Raw genomic sequence first — 24415 nt, forward strand, 5'->3', positions numbered from 1 at the left:
AAGAAATAGTAATTGATCAATCAATAATCGATCAACGTTCAGCATCGACACTTCCCGTTAGAGGAGAAAGAAGGAATTCGCATGGCCCGGGAATCCGGCAGAACGGCTGAAGGCGAGTCGGCTTCGGCGAACCGCAGGGAAGACATTCTGGAAGCAGCCGTTGCTGTGTTTGCCCAGTGGGGGTATTACAAGGCGACCACAGCGCATGTCGCGCAGCGGGCAGGCATCTCGCAGCCGTATGTGTTCAAATTTTTCAAAACCAAGGAAGAGCTGTTCACGGCGGCGCTGCAGCGTGCCTTCGCCAGAATACTTCGTGTATTCGACAGCGTCCATGCGCCGCCGGAGCGCCTGCTCCAAGAGATGATCGCCGCCTATGAGCTCCTCATGACAACCCACCACGAGGAGATCGTGCTGCAGGTTCATGGACAGACCATCCCGGAGGAAGGGATCCGCGAGGCGATGCGGACTGGCATACGGGAGATTCAGGCGCAGGTTCTCGCGAAGTTCCGCGGGGCGCGGCTTTCCGATCCGGAGGTGCTTACGAGCATTTTCTTGGCGAACGGAATGCTGTGTCATGTGTCGGCCGTGCTCGGGATGCCGGAGCTCAAACCGGTGCACCGTGCTTGACGGCCTGCCCTTCGAGAATAGCGGGCAGGAGGCTTATGTGAAGCGGGGTACAAAGTGCCCGGGAGTCGAGACGGTCCATTTATTTCAGATAACCGCCCCGTAATGGGCGGTTTATTAAGCTATCGTTCCAGCTGCTTCAGCAGCTATAAGAACAGTCCATAGATATACCTACCACCCCATAATACCAATGCAATCCAAACAGCTATTATGAGTGCGCCTGTAATCCAATTCTTAGGTTTACCTAATTTTCTTTGTTGCTCTGCCTTTATGCGGTATTCTTCAAGCACTTCTTTGGGAAATATTCGTATGGCTATATAGACACCCAGCGGAACAAGAATGATATCATCAAGGTATCCGAGAATCGGTATAAAATCGGGTATCAAGTCCACCGGGCTAAAGGCATACGCCACAACGCAAATTGCAAATATTTTCGAAAACAAGGGTACTCGTGGATCACGATAAGCCAAATACATCACCATCAAGTTGGCTTTAAGTTTCCTTGCCATCTTTTTCAACCTATTTAGTAATGACGGTTTTGTTTCCTTCGCTTTAGTATCCATTCTCAATCACCCTTTGAAGATCTAAGCTACTGAACATATCAGTGGTACATTCATATTCTCTATGATCATTGAAGAGTCCTGCCCGTCAGCTCAACAATAAGCCATCCGTCTCCCTTCGGATGATTCCGTCCGCCCGTACCCATATCAAAAAGAAGCGGCGATCCCCTTGGGGGTGCCGCTTCTTTCGCTATGCAAAAGGGATGCCAGACTGCCTGGGGGCAAGGAGACCCTGCCAGCGACGCATGAACGAGCCGGAAGGATAGGACACTTCAAAGGCCCCTGGAGCGGCCCATGCAGCGGCTCATGGAGCGGGGCCATGCAGAGGCTCGTGCATAGGCCGCTGCCCGGTTACCGCTGCCTGACAAACTCGCCTTCCACCCCGGCCACAAGCGGAGAGGCTTCGCCGCTGTAGTACAGCTTCAGCTCATGCAGGGCCCGGGTGCAGCCCACATAGAGCAGCTTTGCATCCTGAGGGTTGGCCGCGTAGTGGAGCGGATCCACGTCCGTCAGGTGCACGGAGTCGAACTCCAGGCCCTTGGCCATGTAGATCGGGACGACCGAGACGCCGCCCTCGTAATTCTGCTGCCCAGGCACGATCAGGTTCACGCCGCCGCATCCGGCCGAGAGCAGGGCGCTGTGCAGCTTCCGGCACCGCTCTTCGGTGCGTGCCAGGATCGCAAGCGTGCCGGCGCCTTCTTGGGCACGGTGCGCTTCGATGACGGCGGCCAGTCTGCCGGGCAGCTCGGCTTCCGGCACGTCCGCCACGTCAACGGGCTCGCCGCTGCGGAAGACCGGCACGGCCAAGGCGGCCGGCGTGTCGATCCCGCGCTTCAGCACTTCGTTGGCGAAGTAGATGATCTCCATCGTGGAGCGGTAGCTGCGGTTCAGCGAGTAATAAGCGCGGTTCTCCTCGGGGAAGAGCGTCAGCAGCTCCTGCCAGTCCTGCACGCCCTGGTAGGCATGAATGCCCTGTGACAGGTCCCCGAGAATCGAGAAGGAGCCGTTCTTCGTATGCATCGACAGCAGCGCGATCTGGAACGGGGAGAAGTCCTGCGCTTCGTCGATCACCGTGTGGTCGAACCGCAGGTCCCCGTGAATGCCGTGGAACCGCTGGCGGATATACATCAGAGCGGCGAGGTCCTCCGGCTGCACCTTCTTTTTCTTCGCGAGCTTCAAGGTGTCGGCCCGCAGGCTCTCCGGCAGGAAGACATGAGGGTCATCCGCTCCCCCGGCCATGAAGACCGGCTGTTTGTCCTCGAACAGCGCCCTGTAGAAGGTGAACGGAGAGAAGTCCGTCCAGAGCTTGCCGAACTCCCGAAGCTTGGCGGAGGAGCGCTTCTTGTACTCCTTCTTCAGATGAACCTCCCAGACCTTCTCGAGCTCCATCTCCGTCCAGCGCTTCATCCTCGCCAGCACGCGTTCGCGGCGCTTCATCAGCGGCTCGTGCTTGTACTCTACCGTGTACCAGGTCTTGATCTGGCGGCGGGACAGCTTGGCGCCTTCCCACGGGGAGAAGTCCGCTTCCGGCACCGCGGCCGCTTCGTAAGCATCGAGCTGCCGGCCCAGCCACTGCATGAAGACGATCGCGCCCTTGAACCGTCCCGGGGCAGCCTCATCCAGTGCAGGCCGCTGAGTCCCTACACCGAACCAGTAGCGCAGGCGTTCCGCCGGGTCGGCGAGCGATACCTGCCCATCCAGCAGATCCAGCGCCCAATCCGCGAACGTCGTCTGCTGGATATGCCCCACGCCAAGCTCAGGCAGCACTCCCGAGATGTAGTCGAGGAACATGCGGCTCGGGGCAAAAATAATCATTTTCTCCGCCTTCACTTGGTCCCTGTAATGGTAGAGGAGGTAGGCGAGCCGGTGCAGCGCCACGGTCGTCTTCCCGCTACCCGCCACCCCTTGGATCACGAGGGCGTTGTTCTTGCCGGCCCGGATGATCGCATCCTGCTCGGCCTGGATCGTGGAGACGATGTCGCGCAGCTTGTTGTCCTTGTTCTCGCCGAGCCGGTAGAGCAGGAACTCGTCGGTCACCGCCGGATCGTCGCCTTCCCGGTCGAACGTGTCGACAACCCGCTGCAGGATCTGCTTGCGGATCACGAGATTGCGCTTCAGATAGACGAGGCCTTCGATCGTGCCGTCCGGGGACTCGTACTGCGCGGCCTCTGCGCCTCCCGTGAACGAGTAGAAGAGGCTTGCCACCGGCGCCCGCCAGTCCACTACGAGCAGCTCGGGCGAGTCGGCCTTCTCCACGCCGAATTTGCCTATGTACAGCGGCTGCGCTCCTTCTTTGCCGGCTTCCTCGAAATCCAGGCGGCCAAAGTAGGGCTCCGGCTGGGCCTGGGCGATGCTACGGCGCTTGTTGTCGCGGATGGATTCCAGCACCTGCTCCGTCAGGTCTGCTCCGGTATACGGAGGAATGCTCTGCAGGTGGGTCAGCTGCGTATCCATTTCTTTGATCGTGCTCTCGAGGCGCTCGAGTTCTTCACTGTATGCATTCTGCAGACCGGGTTCCAAGATCGCGTCTACCTCCGTTCGAATGTCGTGCGGATCGGACTACCAACCGCTTCCTTGTTTTGACAGGAGTAATACTATAGCACAAGGTTCGCGTAGGCTGCAAGTGCTTACACAGACTGGTAGATCGCTTAACGGAAGGCGGGGCGAGAGTGGATACAACACCCGTTCAACCATGTACAACGCATAAGAAAATCATTATTATGGAATAGGGAATCGATGTCTCATGGATATAGTGAGGTGGATCATGGAGTATAGCAAAAGATTAGCTTCGACGATGAACCGGTACTCCACACGCCTATCAAGAGAGGACTCCAAGCGAGTAAGAGATCAATTTATTGGTACGTTCACTTACACTGACAATGATGACTACCGGAGATATTGTGGTCATAACGAAGTATATGATTTATGGGACTATAGCGTCTTAAGGGAACGTAGAAAACTCTAGGCAGAGAATATGTCCATAAGACTCATTGCAGCCATATCCTGAATAATCTGGATTTCAGAATGGGGATATCATTGGGCACTTGTGGAGCCGCTGGATGGCAGAAGCAGTGAAGAATGAAGGGAGGGGAGCCCATATGGAAGACCGGGAATGGGGCAGAGACAAGGACGGGGCGGGCCTCGACGCGACGGACCGGCACATCCTGAGACTGCTGCAGACGAACAGCCGGCTGCAGTGGAAAGAGATCGGGCGGGAGGTGCATCTGACCGGGCAGGCGGTCGGCGGGCGCATCCGGCGCATGGAAGACCTCGGCGTAATCCGGGGATATACGGTAACCACCGATCCGGAGCGTACCGGCCGGAGCGTCACCGCCCTGGTGACCGTCTTCCTGAAGTCGGCGTCCCATCACAGCCGGTTCAGGGAGTTCGTCCGCACGGAAGCGTGCATCGCGGAGGCGCACCGGATCTCGGGGGACGGCTGCTACCAGTTCAAGGCGCAGACCGGCACGCAGGAAGAGCTGAACGACCTGCTCGACCGGCTGCTCGAATACGGCAATTACCGGGTGCAGCTGTCACTCGGCCTCATCAAATAAAACAACCGTCCTGGCGCACAGGACGGTTATTGGCTCTTTCGGTATCTTCAAGGGGAGGGCGACATAGCGATTCCTCTTCCTCGCACCGTGCGACTCGTACCGGATCCACTTCCAAGCTCGCATCTCATTTCTCATAGGAGGCATGGCTTTACATGCGAATTACTCCAAGGTTGCCGCGCTGACATATACAGAACCTGAAGCGCCTGTGTCATTAGTAATGGTAATGATGTAATAACCGTACGATGACGATCCGTGGACATCTTCCGGATTAAGAACGAAAGCATCTTCCTCCCCAGAACCTAATACGGTACCGGAAGCCTTGCTGCCGATCAGGTAACCAAGACCATTCGGATACTTTACTTTGTAATAACATGTGTAGTTGTTCTTGATGTGAATACGCAGGTCGCCGCCGCCCCTATATCTGAAACTCGCGGCCCCGAATCTACTATAGGTGATCGTCTGGTCGAGGTTTTCGCTATCTTGTGGTTTCATGTCGTCTGGGGCAGGAGGTGTAAATGTACCCGGTGCCGTCGAAACGGCTGGTGCTGCCGAAGCAGCCTGCGCGCTGCCGGCTGGTGCACTTCCGGTTATGCCTGCCGTAAGTGCAGCCGCAAGAGAAGCGAACAGCCATTTTTTCATCATTCCATACACTCCCTACATCACCTTAATGTAATGGATCATTGCAACCCCGCGGACACTTGATAAGGAAAGACGCCAGAATCCCCTGCCATCGTATCTTTGTTCACCGCCGGAGACTAACGGTATTGGCGGCTCCTCCACCAGGCGATGCAAGGTTGGAGCACCATAGCGATGCAGAGTGCGGCGAACAGCGGCACATTGTGAAGCTCTCCGCTGCCGCGTGCGGTCCATTCGCCGATGACCACCAGCAGGAGCAGCACCGCAAGCAGGACATAATAACTGATCGAAGCGCTCTCCTTGGCGATGGAGACGCCTCTTTCATCCAGCTTTTCCTCTGATGAATTCCATGCGAACACGTTGAACAGCGTCGTAAGTACAATGGGAATCGAGATGAGGTCGCTTCCTCCGAGTGTTCGTCCCTGCAGCAGTTTGGCAGCAAGGAAGCCAACAACCAGCACCACGGCAATCACGGCAACGGCACGGCGGAGGTGATGAAGAGTGGACAGCCTTTGCATTGTGTGCTCCTCCTTCATTGGTTTACTGTATTGCGCCAGAAGGCGCCAAAGTTCATGGTGTACCTCCATAGAACTGTTCGTCCACAGTGACCACATGGGTGCCGCCGAGTCCAAAAGTAAGCGAAGGGCCCCGGATCGTACTTGCCGTTCTCGGTAGCATGGAAAGTCTGCCGCGATACCGCGGAGGCTATGGCTGGTCTGCGAAAGGCCTTTGGCGGTGTGCCTTTCGAGCTGTCATTAGCAGCCCAAGGGGTACTAGGCACAGTTAGTACTTTTATGGAGTGGAGGAAGTCCCTTACAATAGGAGTATACCAATATATGGGAAGTGCTGCATCCCCTAGGCAGCGTTTTGTTGACTGCGTATCTTTTGTAGGAGGACTATTATGGACATTTATTATGCCAGCCTGTTCCTTGACCTGCTTCTGGCAGGCGCGGCGCTGGTACATTTTCTACGGACAGGCTCTCGCGGGGCCCTGGTGCTGCTGGCAGTCTCGCTTGGGGCTGCGGGTTTCGGGCTGGCGTTCTGGTACCTGTTCTTTCATAGAATGGGGGCGCCTTAGAAGTCTCGATGACCCGTTGCCTTCCATGGGAGAGATAGAGGCGGCTGGGAGAATGGAAGCCGGGATTTTGATACAGGTTTTGATACAGGGTTTCGAAATACAAATTTTCTTTCGAATGGCAGGAGTAGGAAATGGGGTAATATAGGTAGATGAGAACTCAAGGAGGGTGATGGAGCTTGGAAGGATTCAGAATCGAACGGGATACGATGGGCGAAATCAATGTGCCGGCGGATAAGCTGTGGGGAGCTCAGACGCAGCGCAGCAGCGAGAACTTCCGCATCGGAACCGAGCGGATGCCGCTGGAGGTGGTCCATGCCTTCGCGGTGCTGAAGAAGGCGGCGGCCCGGGCCAACGAGCGGCTCGGCAAGCTGGAGCCGGAGAAGGCGGAAGCGATCGCCGCGGCGGCTGACGAAGTCATCGAAGGCAAGTGGGACGCGGAGTTCCCGCTGGTCGTCTGGCAGACTGGGAGCGGCACGCAATCGAATATGAATGCGAACGAAGTCATTGCCCGCCTCGCGAGCCAGCGGCTGGAGGAGGAGGGGAAGACGGTCCGCATCCATCCGAACGACGATGTGAACCGTTCGCAGAGCTCCAACGACACGTTCCCGACGGCGATGCATATCGCCGGTGTACTCGCGGTGGAGCAGCGTCTGCTGCCGGCGCTGGCAGAGCTTCAGGGGACACTGAAGGCCAAGATGGAAGAGTTCGCCGATATCGTGAAGATCGGCCGGACGCATCTGCAAGATGCGACGCCGCTGACGCTGGGCCAGGAGATCAGCGGATGGTGGGCGATGCTCGAGAAGAGCGGCGCCATGATCCGCCAGAGCGTGGAGACGATGCGGGAGCTGGCGATCGGCGGCACGGCGGTCGGCACGGGGCTGAACGCCCATCCGCGGTTCGGCGAGACGGCAGCGGAGGAGATCGCCAAGGAAACCGGCGTGCCGTTCGTATCGTCGGACAACAAGTTCCATGGACTGACGAGCCATGACCAGATCGTCTATACGCATGGGGCGGTGAAGGCGCTGGCGGCCGATCTTATGAAGATCGCCAACGACGTGCGCTGGCTGGCGAGCGGACCGCGCTGCGGCATCGGCGAGATCCGCATCCCGGAGAATGAGCCGGGCAGCTCGATCATGCCGGGCAAGGTCAACCCGACGCAGAGCGAAGCGCTGACCATGGTGGTCTGCCAGGTAATGGGCAACGATGCGGCGATCGGCTTCGCGGCCTCGCAGGGGAACTTCGAGCTCAACGTGTTTAAGCCCGTCATCATTCATAACTTCCTGCAGTCCGTCCGGCTGCTCTCCGACGCGATGGAGTCGTTCAACCGCAACTGCGTAGTCGGCATCGAACCGGACCGCGCGGTGATCCAGCGTTATCTGGAGCAGTCGCTGATGCTGGTGACGGCACTCAACCCGCACATCGGGTACGAGAAGGCGGCCTCGATCGCGAAGACCGCCCACAAGGAAGGGCTCACGCTGAAGGAAGCCGCCATGCGCAGCGGATACCTGACCGCGGAGCAGTTCGACAGCATTGTGCGTCCGGAGGATATGATTCATCCTTGGGATTCGTAAGAAGCGCAGAAAGGGCGGCAAAATCAGCGCCCGGCCTGTAGTGAACACTCCTAATGCAATTCTGCTACCACGGAATTCCGCCTGAGCGGAGTTCCGTTTTGGCATACGTGGAGAGGGATACCATCCGGGCTGCGTCTGCGGATACGGAATTATTGTTGCGTTGCCTGCGTCCTTCTTGCGGCACATGAATGGGCAGCCCGTCATGGTCCAGGTGCGTGACATGGCTAGTGCAGGAGATATTCAATGTAAGAGGTGATTATTATGCGTGGGGACAAAGCATTGCTCTCTTCCGGACTAGTGACAGTGCTTACTATAATTCTTGATTATTTATCTTGGGGCTGGGCAAGTTATGTAGTTATTTTTATTTTTAGTTTTTTGCTATTAGCATTGATGTATGAAAGGGAAAAGTGGAAATAGATCTTTTCGAACCGATGCAATTCCGTCAGCAAGACGACGCTTTTTGATGTATGTAAGCCTTTCGAAATCTCACTTATTTATGTTGGCACTAGTAGAGACCCCACCTGCCCGATAACTCAACGCTATTTTCCATCGGACATCAATCGGTAATGAGAGCCTTGGTTTCCTTTTGCCTCATGATATCTGCACCGGTACATAAGGCTAAAGGGGCAAACGGCAGGGGGGCATATCCGGGATTCGGCAGGCACGGCATCCCGTACTTCCAGCCTACGTTTTGTCAGGATGGATTTACCATGGGAAGGCAGGCAGGGCAGGTTCCTCCTAGCAGCAGGGGGAAGGGAGCAGATCTATGTGCCGTTAGCCTCTTTCTTGGGAAAGGGAAGTGGTGCTTAGGGTAATGTGGAATGCAGGGATTAATGCCTATTAAAAAGTGCTGTCAAGAAGAAAAACATAGTTCTATGAGCTCATAGAAACTCTGAATAATCCCGGATAAGATAAGGCTATCAAACGAGCTCGACGACAAAATTCGCCGATTCTCGATAAAGGCAAACCTGGTGAAAACCAGCGACGCAAAGCTACAGGGGCTACCGCGGCATGAAGCCGCAACGCCAGCCAGCTACCGAAAGATGACGGGGTACATAGATGCACTCCCATCCCTCCTTTCGGCTGAAGCAGGGATATTTTGTATGAAAAGGAGGGGGAAACCAAAATGAAGCTGGTGAATCTGGACACGGAAGAGATCCTGGCGTCAGACCTGCGCAGTGCGCAAACATTCGTGCAGCGGCTGCAGGGCCTGATGTTCTCGAAGGAGCTCCCGGCAGGCACCGGACTTCACATCCGTCCCTGCCGCTCAATCCACACGTTCTTCATGCGTTATGCCATTGATGTGCTGTATTTGGACGAAGCGCTGGTTATTGTAGGCATGCAGGAGAGCCTGCAGCCGGGCCGCATAGGTCCGCTGATCCCGAAGGCCCAGTCGGTCATAGAACTTCCGGCGGGAAGTCTGGGGCAGACGCGTACGAAGAACGGACAAGCCGTAAGTATACAACCAAACCTAAACCAAACCTAAGGGAGAGAGAATGAACATGATGAACAAATTCAAAGCACTGGTAACCGAAGAGCAGGGACAAGGCATGACGGAATACGGTCTGGTCCTGGGACTGATCGCTGTGGCGGTCGTAGCGACGCTCGTAATGCTCCGGACGGAGATCACGAACATTTTCACCGACGCCCTCACGACGGTACAGAGCCGCAATACGACGCCATAAGCTGCACGGAAGATCTACGATATAAGCGCAGGTCTTCGGAGCGTGGCAGGCTCACGGACTCGGAAGGTTTGCTGACTACAGAAGCTGACGGCAGCTTGATCGTACTGCCCTCTACAGTTGTTCGTTATTAAGAACAAATGAACTCGGACCGGCAACAAAAAATACTGTCATGCTCCATACGTAACAAGCCGTTCACACGTACAATTCGCAGGAATAAGATCGACTACTACGGATTCACATATCAAACCTAAACCAAACCTAAGGGAGAGAGAATGAACATGATGAACAAATTCAAAGCGCTGGTAACCGAAGAACAAGGACAAGGGATGACGGAGTACGGCTTGGTCCTGGGGCTGATCGCCGTGGCGGTCGTAGCGACGCTCGTAATGCTGCGGACGGAGATCACGAACATTTTCACCGACGCGCTCACGACGGTACAGAGCCGCAATACCACGCCTTAAGGTGCGCGGAAGGCTCTACGATGTAAAGATAAGTCTTCGGAGGCGAGTGCAAGCTCACGGACACGGAAGACTCGCTGATAATGGATGCCGACGAAGAAGGATAGCACCACTCATCCGCAAATGTTCTTTATAAAGCACAGCTAATACGGATTCACATATCAAACCCAAACCAAACCCAAGGGAGAGAATACGAATATGATGAACAAATTCAAAGCACTGGTAACCGAAGAACAGGGACAAGGGATGACGGAGTACGGCCTGGTTCTGGGCCTGATCGCGGTGGCGGTCGTAGCGACGCTTGTGATGCTGCGGACGGAGATCACGAACATTTTCACCGACGCACTCACAACCGTACAGAGCCGCAATACTACGCCATAAGGCAGTAGGATCAAAGAACTAGGAACAAGCAGCCCTGTTATTAAGGAAGAAAACGGATAGGCAAGTCTTGGCAGACGGAAGTCTTGCCTTCCCGAGCTGGATCAAGCTGGATGCGCAAAGTGTCTCCCCTGGAGGGAGCACGGATTGGCGGCAGGGAACCAACGAATAAAAATAGCGCTTACAATAAACTGCACCCAAGGGAGAGAATACGAACATGATGAACAAATTCAAAGCACTGGTAACGGAAGAACAGGGACAAGGGATGACGGAATACGGCCTGGTTCTGGGCCTGATCGCGGTGGCGGTCGTAGCGACGCTCGTGATGCTGCGGACCGAGATTACGAACATTTTCACCGACGCGCTCACGACGGTACAGAGCCGCAGTACGACGCCTTAAGCTAAATCAAAGCATGCAGGATCTTCGTCCGCCTTCCGCTCGGGAGGCGGAACCCCTTCTTCGGCGGGCCGCAGCAGCGATCCGTAGAAGCATCGGGCAGGAAGAATCCATAACCGGAGAGGAGGAACCCGTATGGAACAATTGATGCTGACCGATGCCGTGCTGCTCGCGGTACTGGCGGTATGTGTAGTGACGGATATTAGAAGCCGCAGGATCTATAACCTTGTCATCGCTCCAGGCCTGCTCGCCGCATTGGCGCTGCAGACCGTGCTCGGAGGCTGGGGCGGTCTCATGGAAGCCCTCATGGGCTTCGCTGCCGGGCTCGGCATTCTGCTCATCCCCTATCTTCTCGGAGGCATCGGGGCAGGCGACGTCAAGCTGCTGGCATTGGTCGGCGCGTTCAAGGGAACGGCATTCGTCCTGACGGCGTCCCTGTATATGGCGCTGGCGGGCGGCGTCATGGCGCTGCTGGTGCTGCTGCTCCGCAAGGGGGCCAAGATGAGGCTGCAGCGGGTGTACGCAGCGCTGTGCAGTCTGCGGGCGGGGGTGATGCCTTCGGCGGGAGCGCTGCGTACATCCGCTTCCGAGGGGGGAGCGCCGGTGTATTTCCCTTACGGCCCGGCGATAGCGGGAGGATGTCTGCTCTGTTACGCCGCGAGAGGCTGGGGGATCGGATGAGAGAGCCCACAGACCATGCAACCGGCACAAGAGCCCGCAGCCGTGATGGCTGGAGAGAGAAGAGGCCGCCAGGGCAACTAGGCGACGGAAGAAGGCGGTGTGGTGCCGTCCGGACTCCTCTCCACCGTCTGCTGCGCGAACAGCGGGGTCAATCGATGACGGAACTGGCGCTGATGCTTCCGCTGCTGCTGTTCCTGGTGTGCGGCATCGTGGATTTTGGCCGGATCCTGTACGCCTACCTGCACTTGAATCTGGCGGCCCAGGAGACGGTGCGGCTCGGAGGGCTCGGGCGGAGTGATGCCGATATCACGGCTTTCGCCCGCAGCTATGTCAAGCTGGGGCCGGGGAGTACGCTCTCCGTGACGATCACGCCGCCGCAAGCCCAGCGCAAATCGGGCGACTATGTCCGGATTACCCTGAAGTACCCGGTGAACTATATTACGCCTTTGGTGGGAGGGATGCTCCCGGCGCCCGTGGTGGCGGCGGATTCGACGATCCGGGTGGAATAACGGAAATAACATTCATATGTGCAGAAAGAAAGGGGGATAGCGATGATGAAAAGGTTCCTCGAAGGGCAGGAGGGCAGTGCGCTGGTTCTAGTAGCGCTCGCGCTGTCCGTGCTGCTCGGCGCCACGGGCCTCGTCATCGACGGGGGCACGGTCTATGTGCAGAAGAGCCGCCTGCAGAAGGCGGCGAATGCCGCAGTACTGTCCGGAGCCCAGGAGCTGACGGAGTCAGAGGCGAAGGTGAATGAAGTGGTGCGGACCGTGCTGCGGCGCCATGAGGAAGAGGGACAGCTAACCTCCTCCCGGATCGAGCTCGGACGCAGAGTCAGCGTCTCGCTTCACCGGGACGTGCCGCTGGGCTTCTCCCGGCTCTTCGGCCGGGAGACTGCCCCGGTTGAGGTTACGGCGGCCGCGGAGATCCGCACGATGGGCGAGGCGGCCGGTGCGGCACCGCTTGGGATCGATGAGGCGATTCCGCTGGAGTTCGGCCGGCAGTACCGGCTGAAGGTGGACCAGACGGAGGTCAGCTCGGGCAACTTCGGCATTCTGGCGCTGGGCGGGAGCGGTGCGGCGACCTACGAGGACAACCTGAAGTACGGCTACAAGCAGGTGCTGAAAGTAGGCGATATTATCGATACCCAGACGGGCAACATTGCAGGCAAGACGCAGAGCGGGGTCAATGAGCGGATCAACCGCTGTCCTTATCCGGACGGGGATTATTCCCACCGGGACTGCTCCCGGATCATCCTGATCCCGGTATACCAGCCCTACCAGCCCTCGTCTAACCAGCTCAAGTATGTGAAGATTACGGGCTTCGCTTACTTCTATATTGCGAAGCCGATGAATGCCAAGGATACGTATATCGACGGCATCTTCATCGAACGGACAGGAACGGGAACCGCGCGCCCCGAGGCGGTATTCAAGGGGGCCTATGCCATCCGGCTGACGGAATAGGCGGGCAAGCGAGCCCGCCGCTACTACATATGAAGGAGAGAACATCATGAGATCCAAATTGATTCTGGCAGCTGCAGTGGCGATGGGGCTGTGCACAACGTTTTTGTTCTTCAATTATATGAAGAAATACGATGCGGCCGCAGCCGTACAAGCGAGCATGGTAGAGGTGGTGGCCGTCAAAAGCGCGGTGAAGAAGAACGGGGTGCTCGATGCCTCCGTGCTGGAGCTGGTGCAGGTCCCCGAGCTCGGGCTGCATCCGCAGGCCGTAAGGACGATAGCGGAAGCGGAAGGCAAGCTTGCCGCCGGTGAGCTTGCCGCCGGTGAAGTGCTGCTCTCCCATCATTTGGCCGGAGGCAGGGATGAGTCGCTGTTCGTCTCGCGCAAGGTGAAGGAGGGGTACCGGGGCGTCTCGGTCGGAGTGAACTTCGTGCAGTCCGTCTCGAACCTCATCGAACCGGAGGATACCGTCGATGTCATCTGGACCCCTACGGACAAAGGAGCGGGGACCGTCGCCTCGTCCGTGCTGCTGGAGCGGGTACGGGTGCTGGCTGTAGGACGCCGGATGGTGGAGGCGGGCACAGATACGCCGTATGCCGAGTACAGTGCGGTGACGCTGGAAGTGAAGGCGGCGGATGCGCCGAAAGTAGTGCAAGCCGATGAGCTGGGGACTGTGAGTCTTGTCCTGCAAGGCAGAGCGCTGCCGGCACAGCCGTAGTGAAGACCGGGAGACCGGAAGGAGGGACACCCATGGAGGAGAATAAGGATAACGGGCAGGCGGAGCAGGAGAACCGGCCGGGAGCCAAGCGGGGGGAGATCATCGCCGTCGTCAGTTCCAAAGGAGGGATCGGCCGGACGGTCATGACTGTGAATCTGGCGGTCGCGCTCTCCAAAAACAACCGGCTGCAGATCGGCGTCCTCGACGGGGACCTGCAGTTCGGGGATGTCGGCCTCGCGATGGATCTGGCGCCGACCTTCACGATCCGCGATGTCGTGGAAGACATCGCATCGATGGACGGCTTCACGCTGTCGAGCTACCTGATCCGGCACGGCAGCGGCGTCAAGGTGATGGCTGCGCCGGAGAGGCCGGAGCATGCGGACCTGATTACTCCGCAGGCCATCGACAGGGTGTGCTCTCTGATGGCTGCGCAGCATGACTATCTGCTGATCGATACAGGCGTAGGCTTGCAGGAGCAGACGATCCAATACATCGAGAAAGCGGATCAGGTCTTCGTCTTGACGACGCTGGAGATGGTGGCGATCAAGAATACGAAGCTGATGCTGGAGACGCTGGAGGTGCTCGGACTGCGGGAGAAGGTCCAGGTCGTGGTCAACCGCTCCACGATGGAGAGCGTGATCAAAGCGGCGGATGTGCCGGACCTTCTCGGCGAAGAGTCTGCCTATTATGTGCCGAACGACTTCGGCATCGTCTCCCAGTCGCTGAATCTCGGCATTCCTTTCGTGCTGAGCCAAGCCAAGACAGAGATCGCCAAGGCAGTATTCAAAATGGCGGAGCAGCTCATCTCCAGACGGGAGATCGCGCTCTTCCAGCCGAAGCCTCAAGGTCTGCTGCAGTCGCTGCTGCAGCGGACGAAGGGGCCGGCATCCTTTTTTTGAAATATAAGAATGTATATGGAACTGAACTTCAATTGATATAGAGAGAAGAGGGGGATTCACGATGAGTCTGATGGACCGCATCCAGGCCAAGGCAGCGGCCGCACAGGGAGAAGGTACCGTAGAGGAGCAGCAGGAGCCCCCGCAGGGGAAGCCTCCGAAGAAGGACCTGATCTCGAGCTTCCGCGACACGCGCCGGCCGGCGGAGAGTCCGCAGGGCAAAGAACAGCGTTCGCAGCCGACGAAGCACCAGGAGCTGAAGAACCGGCTCTACAAGCAGGTGCTCAGCGAACTGAAGGAGGAAGATGTCGAGTCGGTCATTGGGAAGCTCGACGCGATGGCCGTCGAGATCCTGAAGGAGGACGAGTCCTTCCGCGGACGGATCGACCGCAAGAAGGTCATCGACGAGCTCGTGAACGACTTGACGGGCTTCGGCCCGATCAATCCGCTGCTGCTCGACGAGGAGGTTACGGAAGTGATGGTGAACGGGCCGAATCAGGTCTACGTCGAGCGGGCCGGGAAGCTGGAGCTGTCCCACGTGCAGTTCCGCGATGACGAGCACGTGATGAGCGTCATCGACAAGATCGTGGCGCCGATCGGCCGACGCATCGACGAGAGCTCGCCGATGGTGGACGCGCGGCTGCCGGACGGCTCCCGCGTGAACGTCATCATTCCGCCGCTGGCGCTGAAGGGACCAACGATTACGATCCGCAAATTCTCCAAGGATCCGTACACGATCGAGGATTTGACCCGCTTCGGCACGGTGACCCGGGAGATGGCTGTCTTCCTCGATGCCTGCGTGAAGGCGCGGCTGAATATGTTCGTCAGTGGTGGAACGGGCTCCGGCAAGACGACGACGCTGAACGTGCTCTCCTCCTTCATCCCGAGCGACGAGCGGATTGTCACGATCGAGGATGCAGCCGAGCTGCAGCTCTCCCAGGAGCATGTCGTCTCGCTCGAGTCGCGGCCGCCGAACATCGAAGGCAAGGGCGGCATCACGATCCGCGACCTCGTCCGCAACTCGCTGCGGATGCGGCCGGAGCGCATCGTCATCGGCGAGGTGCGCGGAGGCGAAGCACTCGACATGCTGCAGGCGATGAATACGGGCCACGACGGGTCGCTGGCCACCGGCCACTCGAACTCCCCGCGGGATATGATCTCGCGTCTGGAGACGATGGTGCTCATGGCGGGCATCGAGCTGCCGGTCAAAGCGATCCGCGAGCAGATCGCCGGAGCGATCGACGTGATCATCCAGCAGTCGAGGCTGAAGGACGGCACGCGCAAGATTACCAACATCACCGAGGTACAGGGGATGGAAGGGGACGTGATCGTGCTGCAGGATATCTTCGTCTACCGCCAGCTCGGCGTCAGCGAGGAAGGGAAGATGATCGGCAAGCTGGTGCCGACCGGGGTGCGCCCGAAGTTCTACGAGCGGCTCGAGTCGTCCGGCATCTACATTCCGCCGACCGTCTTCGTCGAGGAGGACGGGCGATGAAGTGGCTGCTGATCGCTTTCTTCGGCTTCTCCGCTTTCCTGTTGTCCGCAGCCCTGCTCCAGTATGTGTTCCTCTCGGACCGCCGGCTGCAGGGCCGAATTCAACGCTATCTCGAGCTTGGCGACAAGCGGAAGCTGGGGCGCCGCCAGTTCGGCCTGCTCGTGCAGCTGCAGCTCTACAAGCAGACGATACGGGAGAAAGTGCTTACGAGGAAGAAGAAGGACCGGCTCGAGGATATGCTGGGCCGGGCGGGGCTCGAGCTGAGGCCCGAGGAATATATTCTTCTGCAGTGGGTGGCGGCGGCGCTGCTGGGCGGGGTGCTGCTGCTGGCGACAGGCTCCACCCTAGCTCTCTTCCTCGGGGCGGGGGCGGGATATCTGCTTCCCCGCTGGGTGGTGAAGAGCAAGGAGCAGGAGCGGATCGCGAAGTTCAACGACGGGCTCCAGGATATGATAACGACGATCATCGGTTCCCTGAGGGCCGGCTTCTCTTTTGCCCAGGCGCTGAAGACGGTCGTCGACGAGTCGGAAGACCCGATCCGCGGCGAGATGGAGATCGTGCTGAAGGAGATGCAGTACGGCACGACGATGGAGGAGGCGCTGCTGCGGCTCAAGGAACGGATGCCGAGCGGAGATCTCGATCTTATGGTCCAGTGCATCCTGATCCAGCGGCAGGTCGGCGGCAACCTGGCCGTCGTCCTCGAGACGATCGTGCAGACGATCCGCGACCGGAGCAAGATCCAGCGGCAGATCCGCACCTTGACGGCGCAGGGCCGGCTCTCGGGTATCGTCATCGGCCTGCTGCCGCTCGTGCTGGGCGTATTGATTTATGTAATCGAACCGGATTATATCGGTTCTCTGTTCCATCATCCCGTCGGGCTCCTGATGGTGGGGGCTGGGGTATTCTCAGGCATCATCGGCTTCGTGCTGATCCGCAAAATGACGACGATCGAGGTGTAACGCATGCTGTATCTTTGTTTCTTTCTTACGGTTATCTTGTTGATACAAGCCGCCTTCACCTCCTGGCAGCAGCGGCACACCCACGTTAAGCGGCGGCTCGCGATGATCTCGCCGGATGGGGAAGGAGGAGGCGGCGCGGGGGACAGCGAGGCGGAGGGTCCGGTCCGCGCCGGCATAGGCCCGGGGGCTATGTTCGCCGCAGTCCTGCTGCGCTGCCGGCAGGCGGCAGGACGCTACTTCGGCCGCCGGATGACGGAAGCCCAGGCGTCGCGCCTCGAGATGAGGATGCTGCAGGCCGGGCGGCCCTTCGGCATGGGCACGCTCGAATTCCGCCTGCTGCAGACGGTGCTGTATCTGCTGCTGCCGACCGCCTTCGGCCTGTACGGCCTGCTGCTGCATGCGGGCTTCGGAGGCACCGTGCTCTTCGGGGGCCTGGGTCTAGCTGCAGCTTCCTTCATACCGGCCTACTACCTGCGGCTGAAGACCAAGCAGCGGCTGCGCCTCTCCCTGCGCGAGCTGCCGGATGTGCTCGATATGCTCACTGTTTCGCTCGAAGCCGGACTTGGCTTCGATGCCGCGCTGAGCAAGCTGGTGGCGAAGTCGGATGGGGTGCTGGCGGGCGAATTCCGCTATTGTCTCGAGGAGATCCGCCTCGGCAAGACGCGCCGCGAAGCGCTGGGCGGGGTCCGGGAGCGGCTGCCGCTGGACGAGCTGAAGGTGCTCATCTCCTCGATCCTGCAGGCGGAGAAGCTCGGCATCGGCATGGTCCAAGTGCTGCGGGTGCAGTCGCATGAAGTGCGCGAGCAGCGCAAGCAGCGGGCCGAGGAAGAGGCGATGAAGGCGCCGATCAAGATGCTGTTCCCGCTCGTGCTCTTCATCTTCCCGTCCCTGTTCATCGTGCTGCTGGGGCCGGCGGTGATCCAGTTCATCGAGGCGTTCTCGAAGACGCCTTAATGCACGCTCCCCGCCGTCACGGCATGGCAATATTCTCCTCTCATATCCTCTGGTAAAATGCGGGATCCTACTTCGAGAATATCCGCAAACCAAGGGGAGGAACGCGTATGTTGAAAGGCATGCGAAAGCGAATGCTGAGTGCGGGCGCCCTGCTCGCTCTGCTGACGGCCGCAGGAGAGGCGTCTGCTATGAGTCCGGTCGTCCCTGTGAGGGATGTCTTCGAAGCGATGGGGGCGAAGGTGACCTGGTCGGCAGGCTCGAACCTCATCGAGATTACGAAGGACGAACTGACATTGAGGCTCCAGACGGGCTCTAGCCAAGCATACAAGAACGGGACGCCGGTGACGCTGGACACGCCGGTGACGGTGAATGCCTCCGGCAAAGCGATGATATCGGCGTATGCGGTCTATCCGCTCGCCAAGAATTACAAGAAAGAACGCCATTATCTGGTACAGAAGGGGGATTCGCTCTGGAGCGTCTCCCGCAAGTATGGGGTGACCGTGGCGCAGCTTAAGGAATGGAATGCGCTGAAGACCGATACGATCTACATCGGGCAGCATCTTACGACAGTTAATCCTTGGTATGTCGTCCAGAAGGGCGATTCCCTCTACTCCATATCCTCCAAAACGGAGACGACGATAGCCGATCTTAGGAAAGCGAACGGACTGCAGAGCGATGCCCTGCAGGTCGGGCAAAAGCTGTCCATCCCGGCTGCGCCGTCGGTACCGTCGCCTGGCATGTTCGTGGAAGGAACGTTCCCGCTGCTCGGGCGCACGTATCTGCCCTTCGGGGATACGTACGGGGATGCCAGGATGTTCTCGCTCGGCCAGACGGCGAGGGTGCACGAAGGCAACGACATGGAGGCCAATACAGGGGTGCCGGTGTTCGCTTCGTGGGACGGCTTGGTCATCCGCAAAGGCTGGAACACCTACGGAGGCTGGAGGCTGACCATTCAGGCCGACAATGGCATCGCGATGTATTACGCGCATCTGTCCGCTTATGCGGGTGGCATCGAGCTTGGATCGAGGATCAAGAAGGAGCAGCTCATCGGCTATGTCGGCGCCACAGGATACGGTCCGGCCGGGACGAGCGGCAAATTCATCCCTCATCTGCACTTCGGCATGTATGACACGAACGCCTCGTGGAAGCCGCTCAATCCGTACGCTTATTTGAAATGGTGGGAAACGCGCTAGGCTCGCACTAAGGCCGCAGTCAAGCCGCTCCGTGTTCCTCAGGGAACGGGGAGCGGTTTTTTTGTTCATTTTTATGAAAGAATGTATGTCTCGCCAGGCTCGATCCTGTAATCTTATATATTTTATAAACGCGTTTTTTTCGTAACAACGGGATGGATGTGTTTGCGAACCTGTTTCTGAACAAAATCGACTGGTATATCCGGAAGAGGCTGACGCTGTTCTGGAACAAGAAGCACAATCGTCGTAAGAAACACAGCAAGTCCGGCCTAGCAGGCATTGCAGCCAGACAATCGCCCTCGTGATCGACGGCAAGCCGCTCTCGAGCGAAGACCTCGCGCGGCAGCTGCAGGACCTCGCCACGTACGGGCGCCGCTCCGTAGCGTTCGTCATTGGCGGCTCGCTCGGCCTCGCCCCCGAGGTGCTGGCGCGCGCCGACCTCAAGCTCTCGTTCGGGCGCATGACATTGCCCCACCAACTGATGAGGCTCGTGCTGGTGGGGCAGGTGTACCGCACGTTCCGGATTATGCGGGGGGGACCTTATCACAAATGACGCAAATTTTAAATCAAGGACAGGGTCAGACAGAGGTGTTTTACATAAATAGGTAGCTACTATAGTATCATTTATGTAACGAAGCACGCACTTTAAGAGGGACCATTGGAGCAGAACCTCCACGGTCCCTTTCGTTTTGATATGCGTTCCGATACAACCCTGTCGAGTGGTACCGTAAGCAAAACTGATCCTGTGAGCATTGTACCCGTAGTGATTGAGGGAGGTCCACTAGTGGCGGGATGCGCGATGAGAGTTAAAAAAATGCGATCGTGTCGCCTTCCGAAATCCGGCCTTCCCTCTCCACGGAACAAACGATACCTCTCGATTTTTTAGCAGCAGACACAAATTTCTGGCTAAGCCCGATCTGATTATACATTTTTTCAATCACCCTTCCGGGTCCAATGCAGGGCAGGTTCTCTCCTTCACAGATCAATCCCGTTCCATCCGGAAAAATCAATCTGGCTCCTTGTTGTAGTTCTGTGAGCTTCTCAAATCCGCTAATGATCATATTGGCCCCTAGCCATTCCGGCTGTATTTCAGGGAGACCCAGTCTATTGGCGATGCACTCACATTCCTCTTTCGAAACGATACTGATTTGACGTCTGTTGGCAATCAGCACACCCCGAGGATAAATGTTTTGTCTGGAATCCGCAGGACGTAACAAGCCGTAATGCCGATCCCCTGGAACCCCTCCTAATTCAATCTGAATATAGGCACGGAGCGAGTAATGAACGTTGTCGTGTCTTCAGCCACCATTACCCTTTCAACTGTAGCGCTACTTCCTCTCATGATTCATTTCCCCCTTTTCCTCCGAAGACTGCAGCTCTTTATAGATCAAGCCAAAAGAACGTGTCAGAATCTCTACTTCCTCATCGGATAAAGAGGAGGAAAAATACTGCTTGATCCCCCTTGCATATATAGGCCAGGCTTTACGCAGCTGGTTTTCCCCTTCATCCGTGAGAACAGCATATGCTCCCCGTCGGTCTTCTTCGCTTTTTTCTCTTTGAATCAATCCTTCGCGCTCCAGTCGGTCGATCATCCTTGTTACATTGTTGAGCGGTTGTGTTATATACTGATATATATTTTGTGGCCAAAAGGTAACTTTGTGTTTAGATACATAGCGGTGACCCTTATCACAAATAGCGGCAATTTTTTTGCCGGGGGACCAGCCAAAAAGGCGTGTGTAAGGTTAGGGTGGTGGGAGTTACACTGAGCCACATCTTGCGAAAAAACTCGTTTATGAGGCGTGTGGCTGTCGTCTGAGGCATGCTGGGGAGAGCCGTCTGTGGGAGACGGTTCAGATGGTCTTGACATGGATCTGCTTCACGAGCGTTTGAAGCAGACTTTTTTGTGTTTCGATGGGGGAGACGGCAAGCATATGGTGGAACTGGGAGAGAGCCTACCTCACTTGGTCGAGCGGGATCGGGTCGGCAGTGCGCTCAGCAAGCTGCCGTTCGGCCTCCGACTTACGCTTGCTGAGCGCATCATGCCGGGATTTTAGATCATTCAGGCGTTCGATAAGAAACCATCATGATTTCTCGATCGCAAACCTAACAAGAAAATCATCAGCCAAGTGCCCTCCGAGAGCTCGAGCGTTTGCTGGAGGAAGGGAATGGAGTCGGTCGAAGAGTGGGTATTTCCCGCACGAAGGACTGCATTCAAGCACAATCGGGATTGCGCCTCAAAGGCGAGCAAGGGATGATGGTAGCTCTTCCGGCCGGGCTTCCTGTACCATACGTTCAAGCGTTGTCATGGCTGGTGAAATGATTTCAATTTGCATTTCACAGCATGGACTTAACGAAGATTTAACATCTCATATCGTACAATGAAACTATCCTGATCGAAGAAGGAGGCGACAATATGAACCCCATCATTTATTGCGTAGGCGCTGTGATTGTGCTGGTTGGAGGAATTACTTATTTCGTTCGCAAAAAAAGGTCATAGAGGACAGACCTAATGAATTCAATCAGATATCTATCGGATGTGTTGCCAGATTGCTTGGTAATTCAATCTCCTATAGACCAAGAAGCTTATCATAAGTTAAAAAGGAAATTAACATCAATTTGACAACGGAGTATTTATAATCGCTTATAGTATGCATGAAGGGAGTTATTTACAATGGAGCGTCAAGTAGTGCAGCAGAAGCGCAAAGGTATTTTCTGGGTTGCTGTTTCTTTTCTCATATGTCCGTGCCACTTGCCATTTACCCTAACTTTGGGACTCAGCTTGCTTGGGGGTTCGGCAATGGGCGTAATGCTCCGGGAGCATCTTGTCCTCGCTGGCGTGGTGGTGACGCTGGTCTGGGGGGGAGGAACCTGGTACGGATTCCGCCAGCTTCGTACAGCGACCTGTAGCATCCCCGTTAAGAAGTCATCCAATACGCTATAATAGAAATAACATTCATACTGCTGGATAAGGGGGTGGGGATGATACGGATTTTGCTGGTAGAGGATGAAGTGGATATGGCGCAGGCGCTGGCCAAGGGCTTGCGTCGGGAAGGGTATGCAGTGGATATCGCAGAGGATGGTGCGGCAGGGTGGGAGATGGCGGAAGCGAATCGCTACAATCTTGTGCTGCTGGATCTTAATCTTCCTGTTATGGATGGCGTCGAGGTCTGCAAGAGACTCCGACAATCACAACCCCGTCTTTCTATCATCATGTTAACTGCTCGTCACGGGTCGCATAACATTATCAATGGGCTTGACGTAGGGGCAGACGATTATATCGGAAAGCCTTTTCATTACCATGAGTTGCTGGCCCGGATTCGCGTGCAACTACGGCGGGAAACTCCACTTAAGGTTTCTCGCCTTGCTTATCGGGATCTGTTACTGGACTCGGCTGCTCGAACTGTCATGCAAGCGGGGAGGTACTTGCCGCTGACCCGCAAGGAATTTGCGATCTTGGAATATATGTTATTGAACGCAAAGGCAACGATATCAGCGGAAACTTTACTTGAGCACATCTGGGATGCCCATGCCGACCCGTTTACTACGACCGTACGTGTTCATATAAATTCATTACGCCGGAAGCTTGCCACCGGAAGACTTGCCGATCATACGGAACCCTATATAATAACGGTGCAAGGTGAGGGATATCGTCTGCATTCGGGGGCTCATGTTGAGGCGGTGTGCTTCGAATGAAGAGATACCGCCTCTCTTTGCGTACTCGATTATCGCTCTACACCACCTCCGTTCTTATGATGCTATGTTTGATTTTTGCCGGCTTGCTTGCTATCTTTTCTCACTCCACCCCGATCTTGTCGAACATGCTGCTCAGCTTTGCTTTCACTGTAATTGCGGGAATGGTTAGCTCATATTGGGTCGCAGGGCTCGCTTTAAGACCTGTTCGCGAAATGAGCGAGGCAGTTGCCGTTATCGATAGCCACACCCTCCATACCCGGTTACGTTTGGAGGAATGGGAAGAAGAATTGCGCGACCTCGGCCTGTCATTCAACTCCATGCTGGATCGGTTAGAGGTTGCATTCCGCCAACAAAGCCGATTCATTAGCGATGCGTCGCACGAGTTGCGCACTCCGTTAGCTATACTTAGAACCCAGTTGGATGTACTTGTTCTATCTCCAGATGATCCTACGGATATGGAAGATTTCCGACTTGCTGCGGATCGCATGTTAAGCCGTCTGGAATCTCTTGTTGAAGATTTGCTTCTTTTGTCCGATGGTAGATATGTCCCGGGGGATGACGAGACTTTCGATTTGAGGCAGTTGCTGAATGATATCGTATTGGAAATTAAACCGATCTCACGAACGCTTGAGGTTTCTTTACGGCTGGAAGTCCTTTTGCAACAACCTACGATCCATGTGGTCGGCAGTCGACATCTATGGTTCCACGTTTTTCATAACGTGATCGAGAATGCAGTACGTTACAACCGACAGGGCGGTGAAGTTAAGATTCTTTTAACTGCAGAGGCTGGGAACCTTATAGTACGTGTGCAGGATACGGGCATAGGCATTCATCCTCACCAGAGAGATCTCATTTTTGAACGGTTTTATCGAGTAGAATCGTCGCGTAATCGCAACCAAGGTGGCTCGGGGCTCGGACTCTCCATCGCGAGGCACCTGACTGAGATGATGAATGGGCAACTGGAGTTAGAGCACACCGACGAAAATGGGAGCAGATTTAGAATCACACTTAAGTCATTTGTTAGGCCAGAACGAATATGACACTGAGAAATCAGCACGTTTACGCGCTGACTAGTTTTTTCGCCGTTAGCATCGTTACGGAGAACCTTATCACAAGTGACGCGAATGTTAATCCGAACTCAAGCGAGGAGCATATCACTTATGTAAAGTGTTGCGGCATTCGCTCTTTTGGGCTTAATAGAAGAATAATATTGAGTATGAACTCGGGCTGGTGAGATAAAGAAAACTGAATAAGGGAAGCCCTCAGAATATGAGGGCTCTCCTATTATACGTCTTAAACTGACATACTCGTTAGCCATCCATGCCCCTGCCGGGGCACCACAGAATAATGAAAATTTTACTGAGACGTTCTATACTATTCTTACGGCTGGTGAGGAAGGTCGTTAAGCTATGGTGTTGCGAACCCATCCGT

The 24415-nt window shown here is 56.4% G+C and carries 27 protein-coding genes, 3 pseudogenes and 1 riboswitch; of the genes and pseudogenes, 23 read left to right on the forward strand and 7 right to left on the reverse strand.

Translation table 11 applies throughout. The annotated features are described in order from the left end of the window. Positions 1-81 precede the first annotated feature (81 nt). Entirely contained in the window at positions 82-627 is a 546-nt protein-coding gene (locus tag O9H32_RS18980; protein WP_269867696.1) for a TetR/AcrR family transcriptional regulator, read from the forward strand. Positions 628-770: 143 nt separating this feature from the next. Here O9H32_RS18980 and O9H32_RS18985 read toward each other — a convergent pair whose 3' ends face one another. Then, positions 771-1187 (reverse strand): YkvA family protein, encoded by a 417-nt coding sequence (locus O9H32_RS18985; protein ID WP_269867697.1) that lies wholly within the window; start codon positions 1185-1187, stop codon positions 771-773. A 348-nt stretch (positions 1188-1535) separates the two neighbouring features. After that, complete coding sequence (locus tag O9H32_RS18990; protein ID WP_269867698.1) at positions 1536-3704, reverse strand: HelD family protein; 2169 nt, start codon at positions 3702-3704, stop codon at positions 1536-1538. 578 nt (positions 3705-4282) lie between these two features. Between O9H32_RS18990 and O9H32_RS18995 the strand changes: the two genes are divergently transcribed. Continuing rightward, positions 4283-4738, forward strand: a complete 456-nt coding sequence (locus tag O9H32_RS18995) for an Lrp/AsnC family transcriptional regulator (protein ID WP_269867727.1) — start codon at positions 4283-4285, stop codon at positions 4736-4738. A gap of 159 nt (positions 4739-4897) precedes the next feature. On the opposite strand, the gene O9H32_RS19000 is transcribed toward O9H32_RS18995, so the two are convergent. After that, positions 4898-5380, reverse strand: a complete 483-nt coding sequence (locus O9H32_RS19000) for a hypothetical protein (RefSeq protein WP_269867699.1) — start codon at positions 5378-5380, stop codon at positions 4898-4900. Positions 5381-5493: 113 nt separating this feature from the next. Beyond that, on the reverse strand, positions 5494-5892 hold the full coding sequence (locus tag O9H32_RS19005; RefSeq protein WP_269867700.1) for a hypothetical protein: 399 nt from the start codon (positions 5890-5892) through the stop codon (positions 5494-5496). A 383-nt stretch (positions 5893-6275) separates the two neighbouring features. Between O9H32_RS19005 and O9H32_RS19010 the strand changes: the two genes are divergently transcribed. From O9H32_RS19010 to O9H32_RS19090, 17 genes and pseudogenes are all read left to right on the forward strand, one after another. Beyond that, positions 6276-6452, forward strand: a complete 177-nt coding sequence (locus O9H32_RS19010) for a hypothetical protein (protein WP_269867701.1) — start codon at positions 6276-6278, stop codon at positions 6450-6452. Between the two features lie 176 nt (positions 6453-6628). Continuing rightward, on the forward strand, positions 6629-8023 hold the full coding sequence (gene fumC / locus O9H32_RS19015) for a class II fumarate hydratase (protein WP_269867702.1): 1395 nt from the start codon (positions 6629-6631) through the stop codon (positions 8021-8023). Between the two features lie 951 nt (positions 8024-8974). Next, a riboswitch (cyclic di-GMP riboswitch) is annotated at positions 8975-9064 on the forward strand. 85 nt (positions 9065-9149) lie between these two features. Beyond that, complete coding sequence (locus tag O9H32_RS19020; RefSeq protein WP_269867703.1) at positions 9150-9509, forward strand: DUF192 domain-containing protein; 360 nt, start codon at positions 9150-9152, stop codon at positions 9507-9509. A gap of 16 nt (positions 9510-9525) precedes the next feature. Next, positions 9526-9708: a Flp family type IVb pilin gene (locus tag O9H32_RS19025; RefSeq protein ID WP_269867704.1), complete on the forward strand. Its 183-nt coding sequence runs from the start codon at positions 9526-9528 to the stop codon at positions 9706-9708. A gap of 278 nt (positions 9709-9986) precedes the next feature. Further along, positions 9987-10169: a Flp family type IVb pilin gene (locus O9H32_RS19030; RefSeq protein WP_269867704.1), complete on the forward strand. Its 183-nt coding sequence runs from the start codon at positions 9987-9989 to the stop codon at positions 10167-10169. 195 nt (positions 10170-10364) lie between these two features. Then, positions 10365-10547 (forward strand): Flp family type IVb pilin, encoded by a 183-nt coding sequence (locus tag O9H32_RS19035; RefSeq protein WP_269867704.1) that lies wholly within the window; start codon positions 10365-10367, stop codon positions 10545-10547. A 214-nt stretch (positions 10548-10761) separates the two neighbouring features. Next, positions 10762-10944, forward strand: a complete 183-nt coding sequence (locus tag O9H32_RS19040) for a Flp family type IVb pilin (RefSeq protein WP_269867705.1) — start codon at positions 10762-10764, stop codon at positions 10942-10944. 132 nt (positions 10945-11076) lie between these two features. Beyond that, positions 11077-11622 carry an A24 family peptidase gene (locus O9H32_RS19045; protein ID WP_269867706.1) on the forward strand — a complete coding sequence of 182 codons (546 nt, stop codon included), beginning with the start codon at positions 11077-11079 and terminating at the stop codon, positions 11620-11622. 155 nt (positions 11623-11777) lie between these two features. Beyond that, positions 11778-12131 (forward strand): TadE family protein, encoded by a 354-nt coding sequence (locus tag O9H32_RS19050; RefSeq protein WP_269867707.1) that lies wholly within the window; start codon positions 11778-11780, stop codon positions 12129-12131. Positions 12132-12173: 42 nt separating this feature from the next. Next, positions 12174-13082, forward strand: a complete 909-nt coding sequence (locus O9H32_RS19055; protein WP_269867708.1) for a Tad domain-containing protein — start codon at positions 12174-12176, stop codon at positions 13080-13082. Between the two features lie 46 nt (positions 13083-13128). Beyond that, the gene (gene cpaB / locus O9H32_RS19060) at positions 13129-13797 is read left to right on the forward strand and encodes a Flp pilus assembly protein CpaB (protein WP_269867709.1); all 669 of its coding nucleotides are present in this window, start codon (positions 13129-13131) and stop codon (positions 13795-13797) included. A gap of 32 nt (positions 13798-13829) precedes the next feature. Further along, a complete protein-coding gene (locus O9H32_RS19065) occupies positions 13830-14696 on the forward strand; it encodes an AAA family ATPase (protein WP_269867710.1) in 867 nt (288 codons plus the stop codon). A gap of 61 nt (positions 14697-14757) precedes the next feature. Further along, entirely contained in the window at positions 14758-16188 is a 1431-nt protein-coding gene (locus tag O9H32_RS19070) for a CpaF family protein (RefSeq protein ID WP_269867711.1), read from the forward strand. Continuing rightward, entirely contained in the window at positions 16185-17147 is a 963-nt protein-coding gene (locus tag O9H32_RS19075; RefSeq protein ID WP_269867712.1) for a type II secretion system F family protein, read from the forward strand. The genes O9H32_RS19070 and O9H32_RS19075 overlap by 4 nt, the downstream gene beginning before the upstream one ends. Before the next feature lie 36 nt (positions 17148-17183). Further along, positions 17184-18101: a type II secretion system F family protein gene (locus tag O9H32_RS19080; RefSeq protein WP_269867713.1), complete on the forward strand. Its 918-nt coding sequence runs from the start codon at positions 17184-17186 to the stop codon at positions 18099-18101. A 107-nt stretch (positions 18102-18208) separates the two neighbouring features. Next, positions 18209-19294: a LysM peptidoglycan-binding domain-containing protein gene (locus O9H32_RS19085; protein WP_269867714.1), complete on the forward strand. Its 1086-nt coding sequence runs from the start codon at positions 18209-18211 to the stop codon at positions 19292-19294. A gap of 289 nt (positions 19295-19583) precedes the next feature. Next, a pseudogene (locus O9H32_RS19090) lies at positions 19584-19844 on the forward strand (23S rRNA (pseudouridine(1915)-N(3))-methyltransferase RlmH); the annotation flags it as partial. Positions 19845-20097: 253 nt separating this feature from the next. Here O9H32_RS19090 and O9H32_RS19095 read toward each other — a convergent pair. Together O9H32_RS19095 and O9H32_RS19100 are read right to left on the reverse strand one after the other, a co-directional pair. Next, positions 20098-20633 (reverse strand): annotated as a pseudogene (locus tag O9H32_RS19095) (MOSC domain-containing protein). After that, positions 20620-20883 carry a MarR family winged helix-turn-helix transcriptional regulator gene (locus tag O9H32_RS19100; RefSeq protein ID WP_269867715.1) on the reverse strand — a complete coding sequence of 88 codons (264 nt, stop codon included), beginning with the start codon at positions 20881-20883 and terminating at the stop codon, positions 20620-20622. Before O9H32_RS19100 ends, O9H32_RS19095 begins: the two are co-directional and overlap by 14 nt. Before the next feature lie 246 nt (positions 20884-21129). On the opposite strand from O9H32_RS19100, the gene O9H32_RS19105 reads away from it, so the two are divergent. Beyond that, positions 21130-21345, forward strand: a complete 216-nt coding sequence (locus O9H32_RS19105) for a hypothetical protein (RefSeq protein ID WP_269867716.1) — start codon at positions 21130-21132, stop codon at positions 21343-21345. 83 nt (positions 21346-21428) lie between these two features. Here the strand turns inward: O9H32_RS19105 and O9H32_RS32920 are convergent. Further along, positions 21429-21569, reverse strand: a pseudogene (locus tag O9H32_RS32920) (IS1380 family transposase); the annotation flags it as partial. A gap of 393 nt (positions 21570-21962) precedes the next feature. Between O9H32_RS32920 and O9H32_RS32925 the strand changes: the two are divergent. From O9H32_RS32925 to O9H32_RS19115, 3 genes are read left to right on the forward strand one after another with little or no spacing between them, the layout of a single operon-like run. Then, positions 21963-22232, forward strand: coding sequence for a hypothetical protein (locus O9H32_RS32925; protein WP_406627346.1), 270 nt, complete (start codon positions 21963-21965; stop codon positions 22230-22232). A 38-nt stretch (positions 22233-22270) separates the two neighbouring features. Further along, positions 22271-22984, forward strand: a complete 714-nt coding sequence (locus O9H32_RS19110; RefSeq protein ID WP_269867717.1) for a response regulator transcription factor — start codon at positions 22271-22273, stop codon at positions 22982-22984. Next, complete coding sequence (locus O9H32_RS19115; RefSeq protein ID WP_269867718.1) at positions 22981-24024, forward strand: sensor histidine kinase; 1044 nt, start codon at positions 22981-22983, stop codon at positions 24022-24024. The genes O9H32_RS19110 and O9H32_RS19115 overlap by 4 nt, the downstream gene beginning before the upstream one ends. Positions 24025-24415 lie beyond the last annotated feature (391 nt).

It is taken from the genome of Paenibacillus caseinilyticus (assembly GCF_027533645.1).
Lineage (GTDB): Bacteria > Bacillota > Bacilli > Paenibacillales > NBRC-103111 > Paenibacillus_G > Paenibacillus_G caseinilyticus.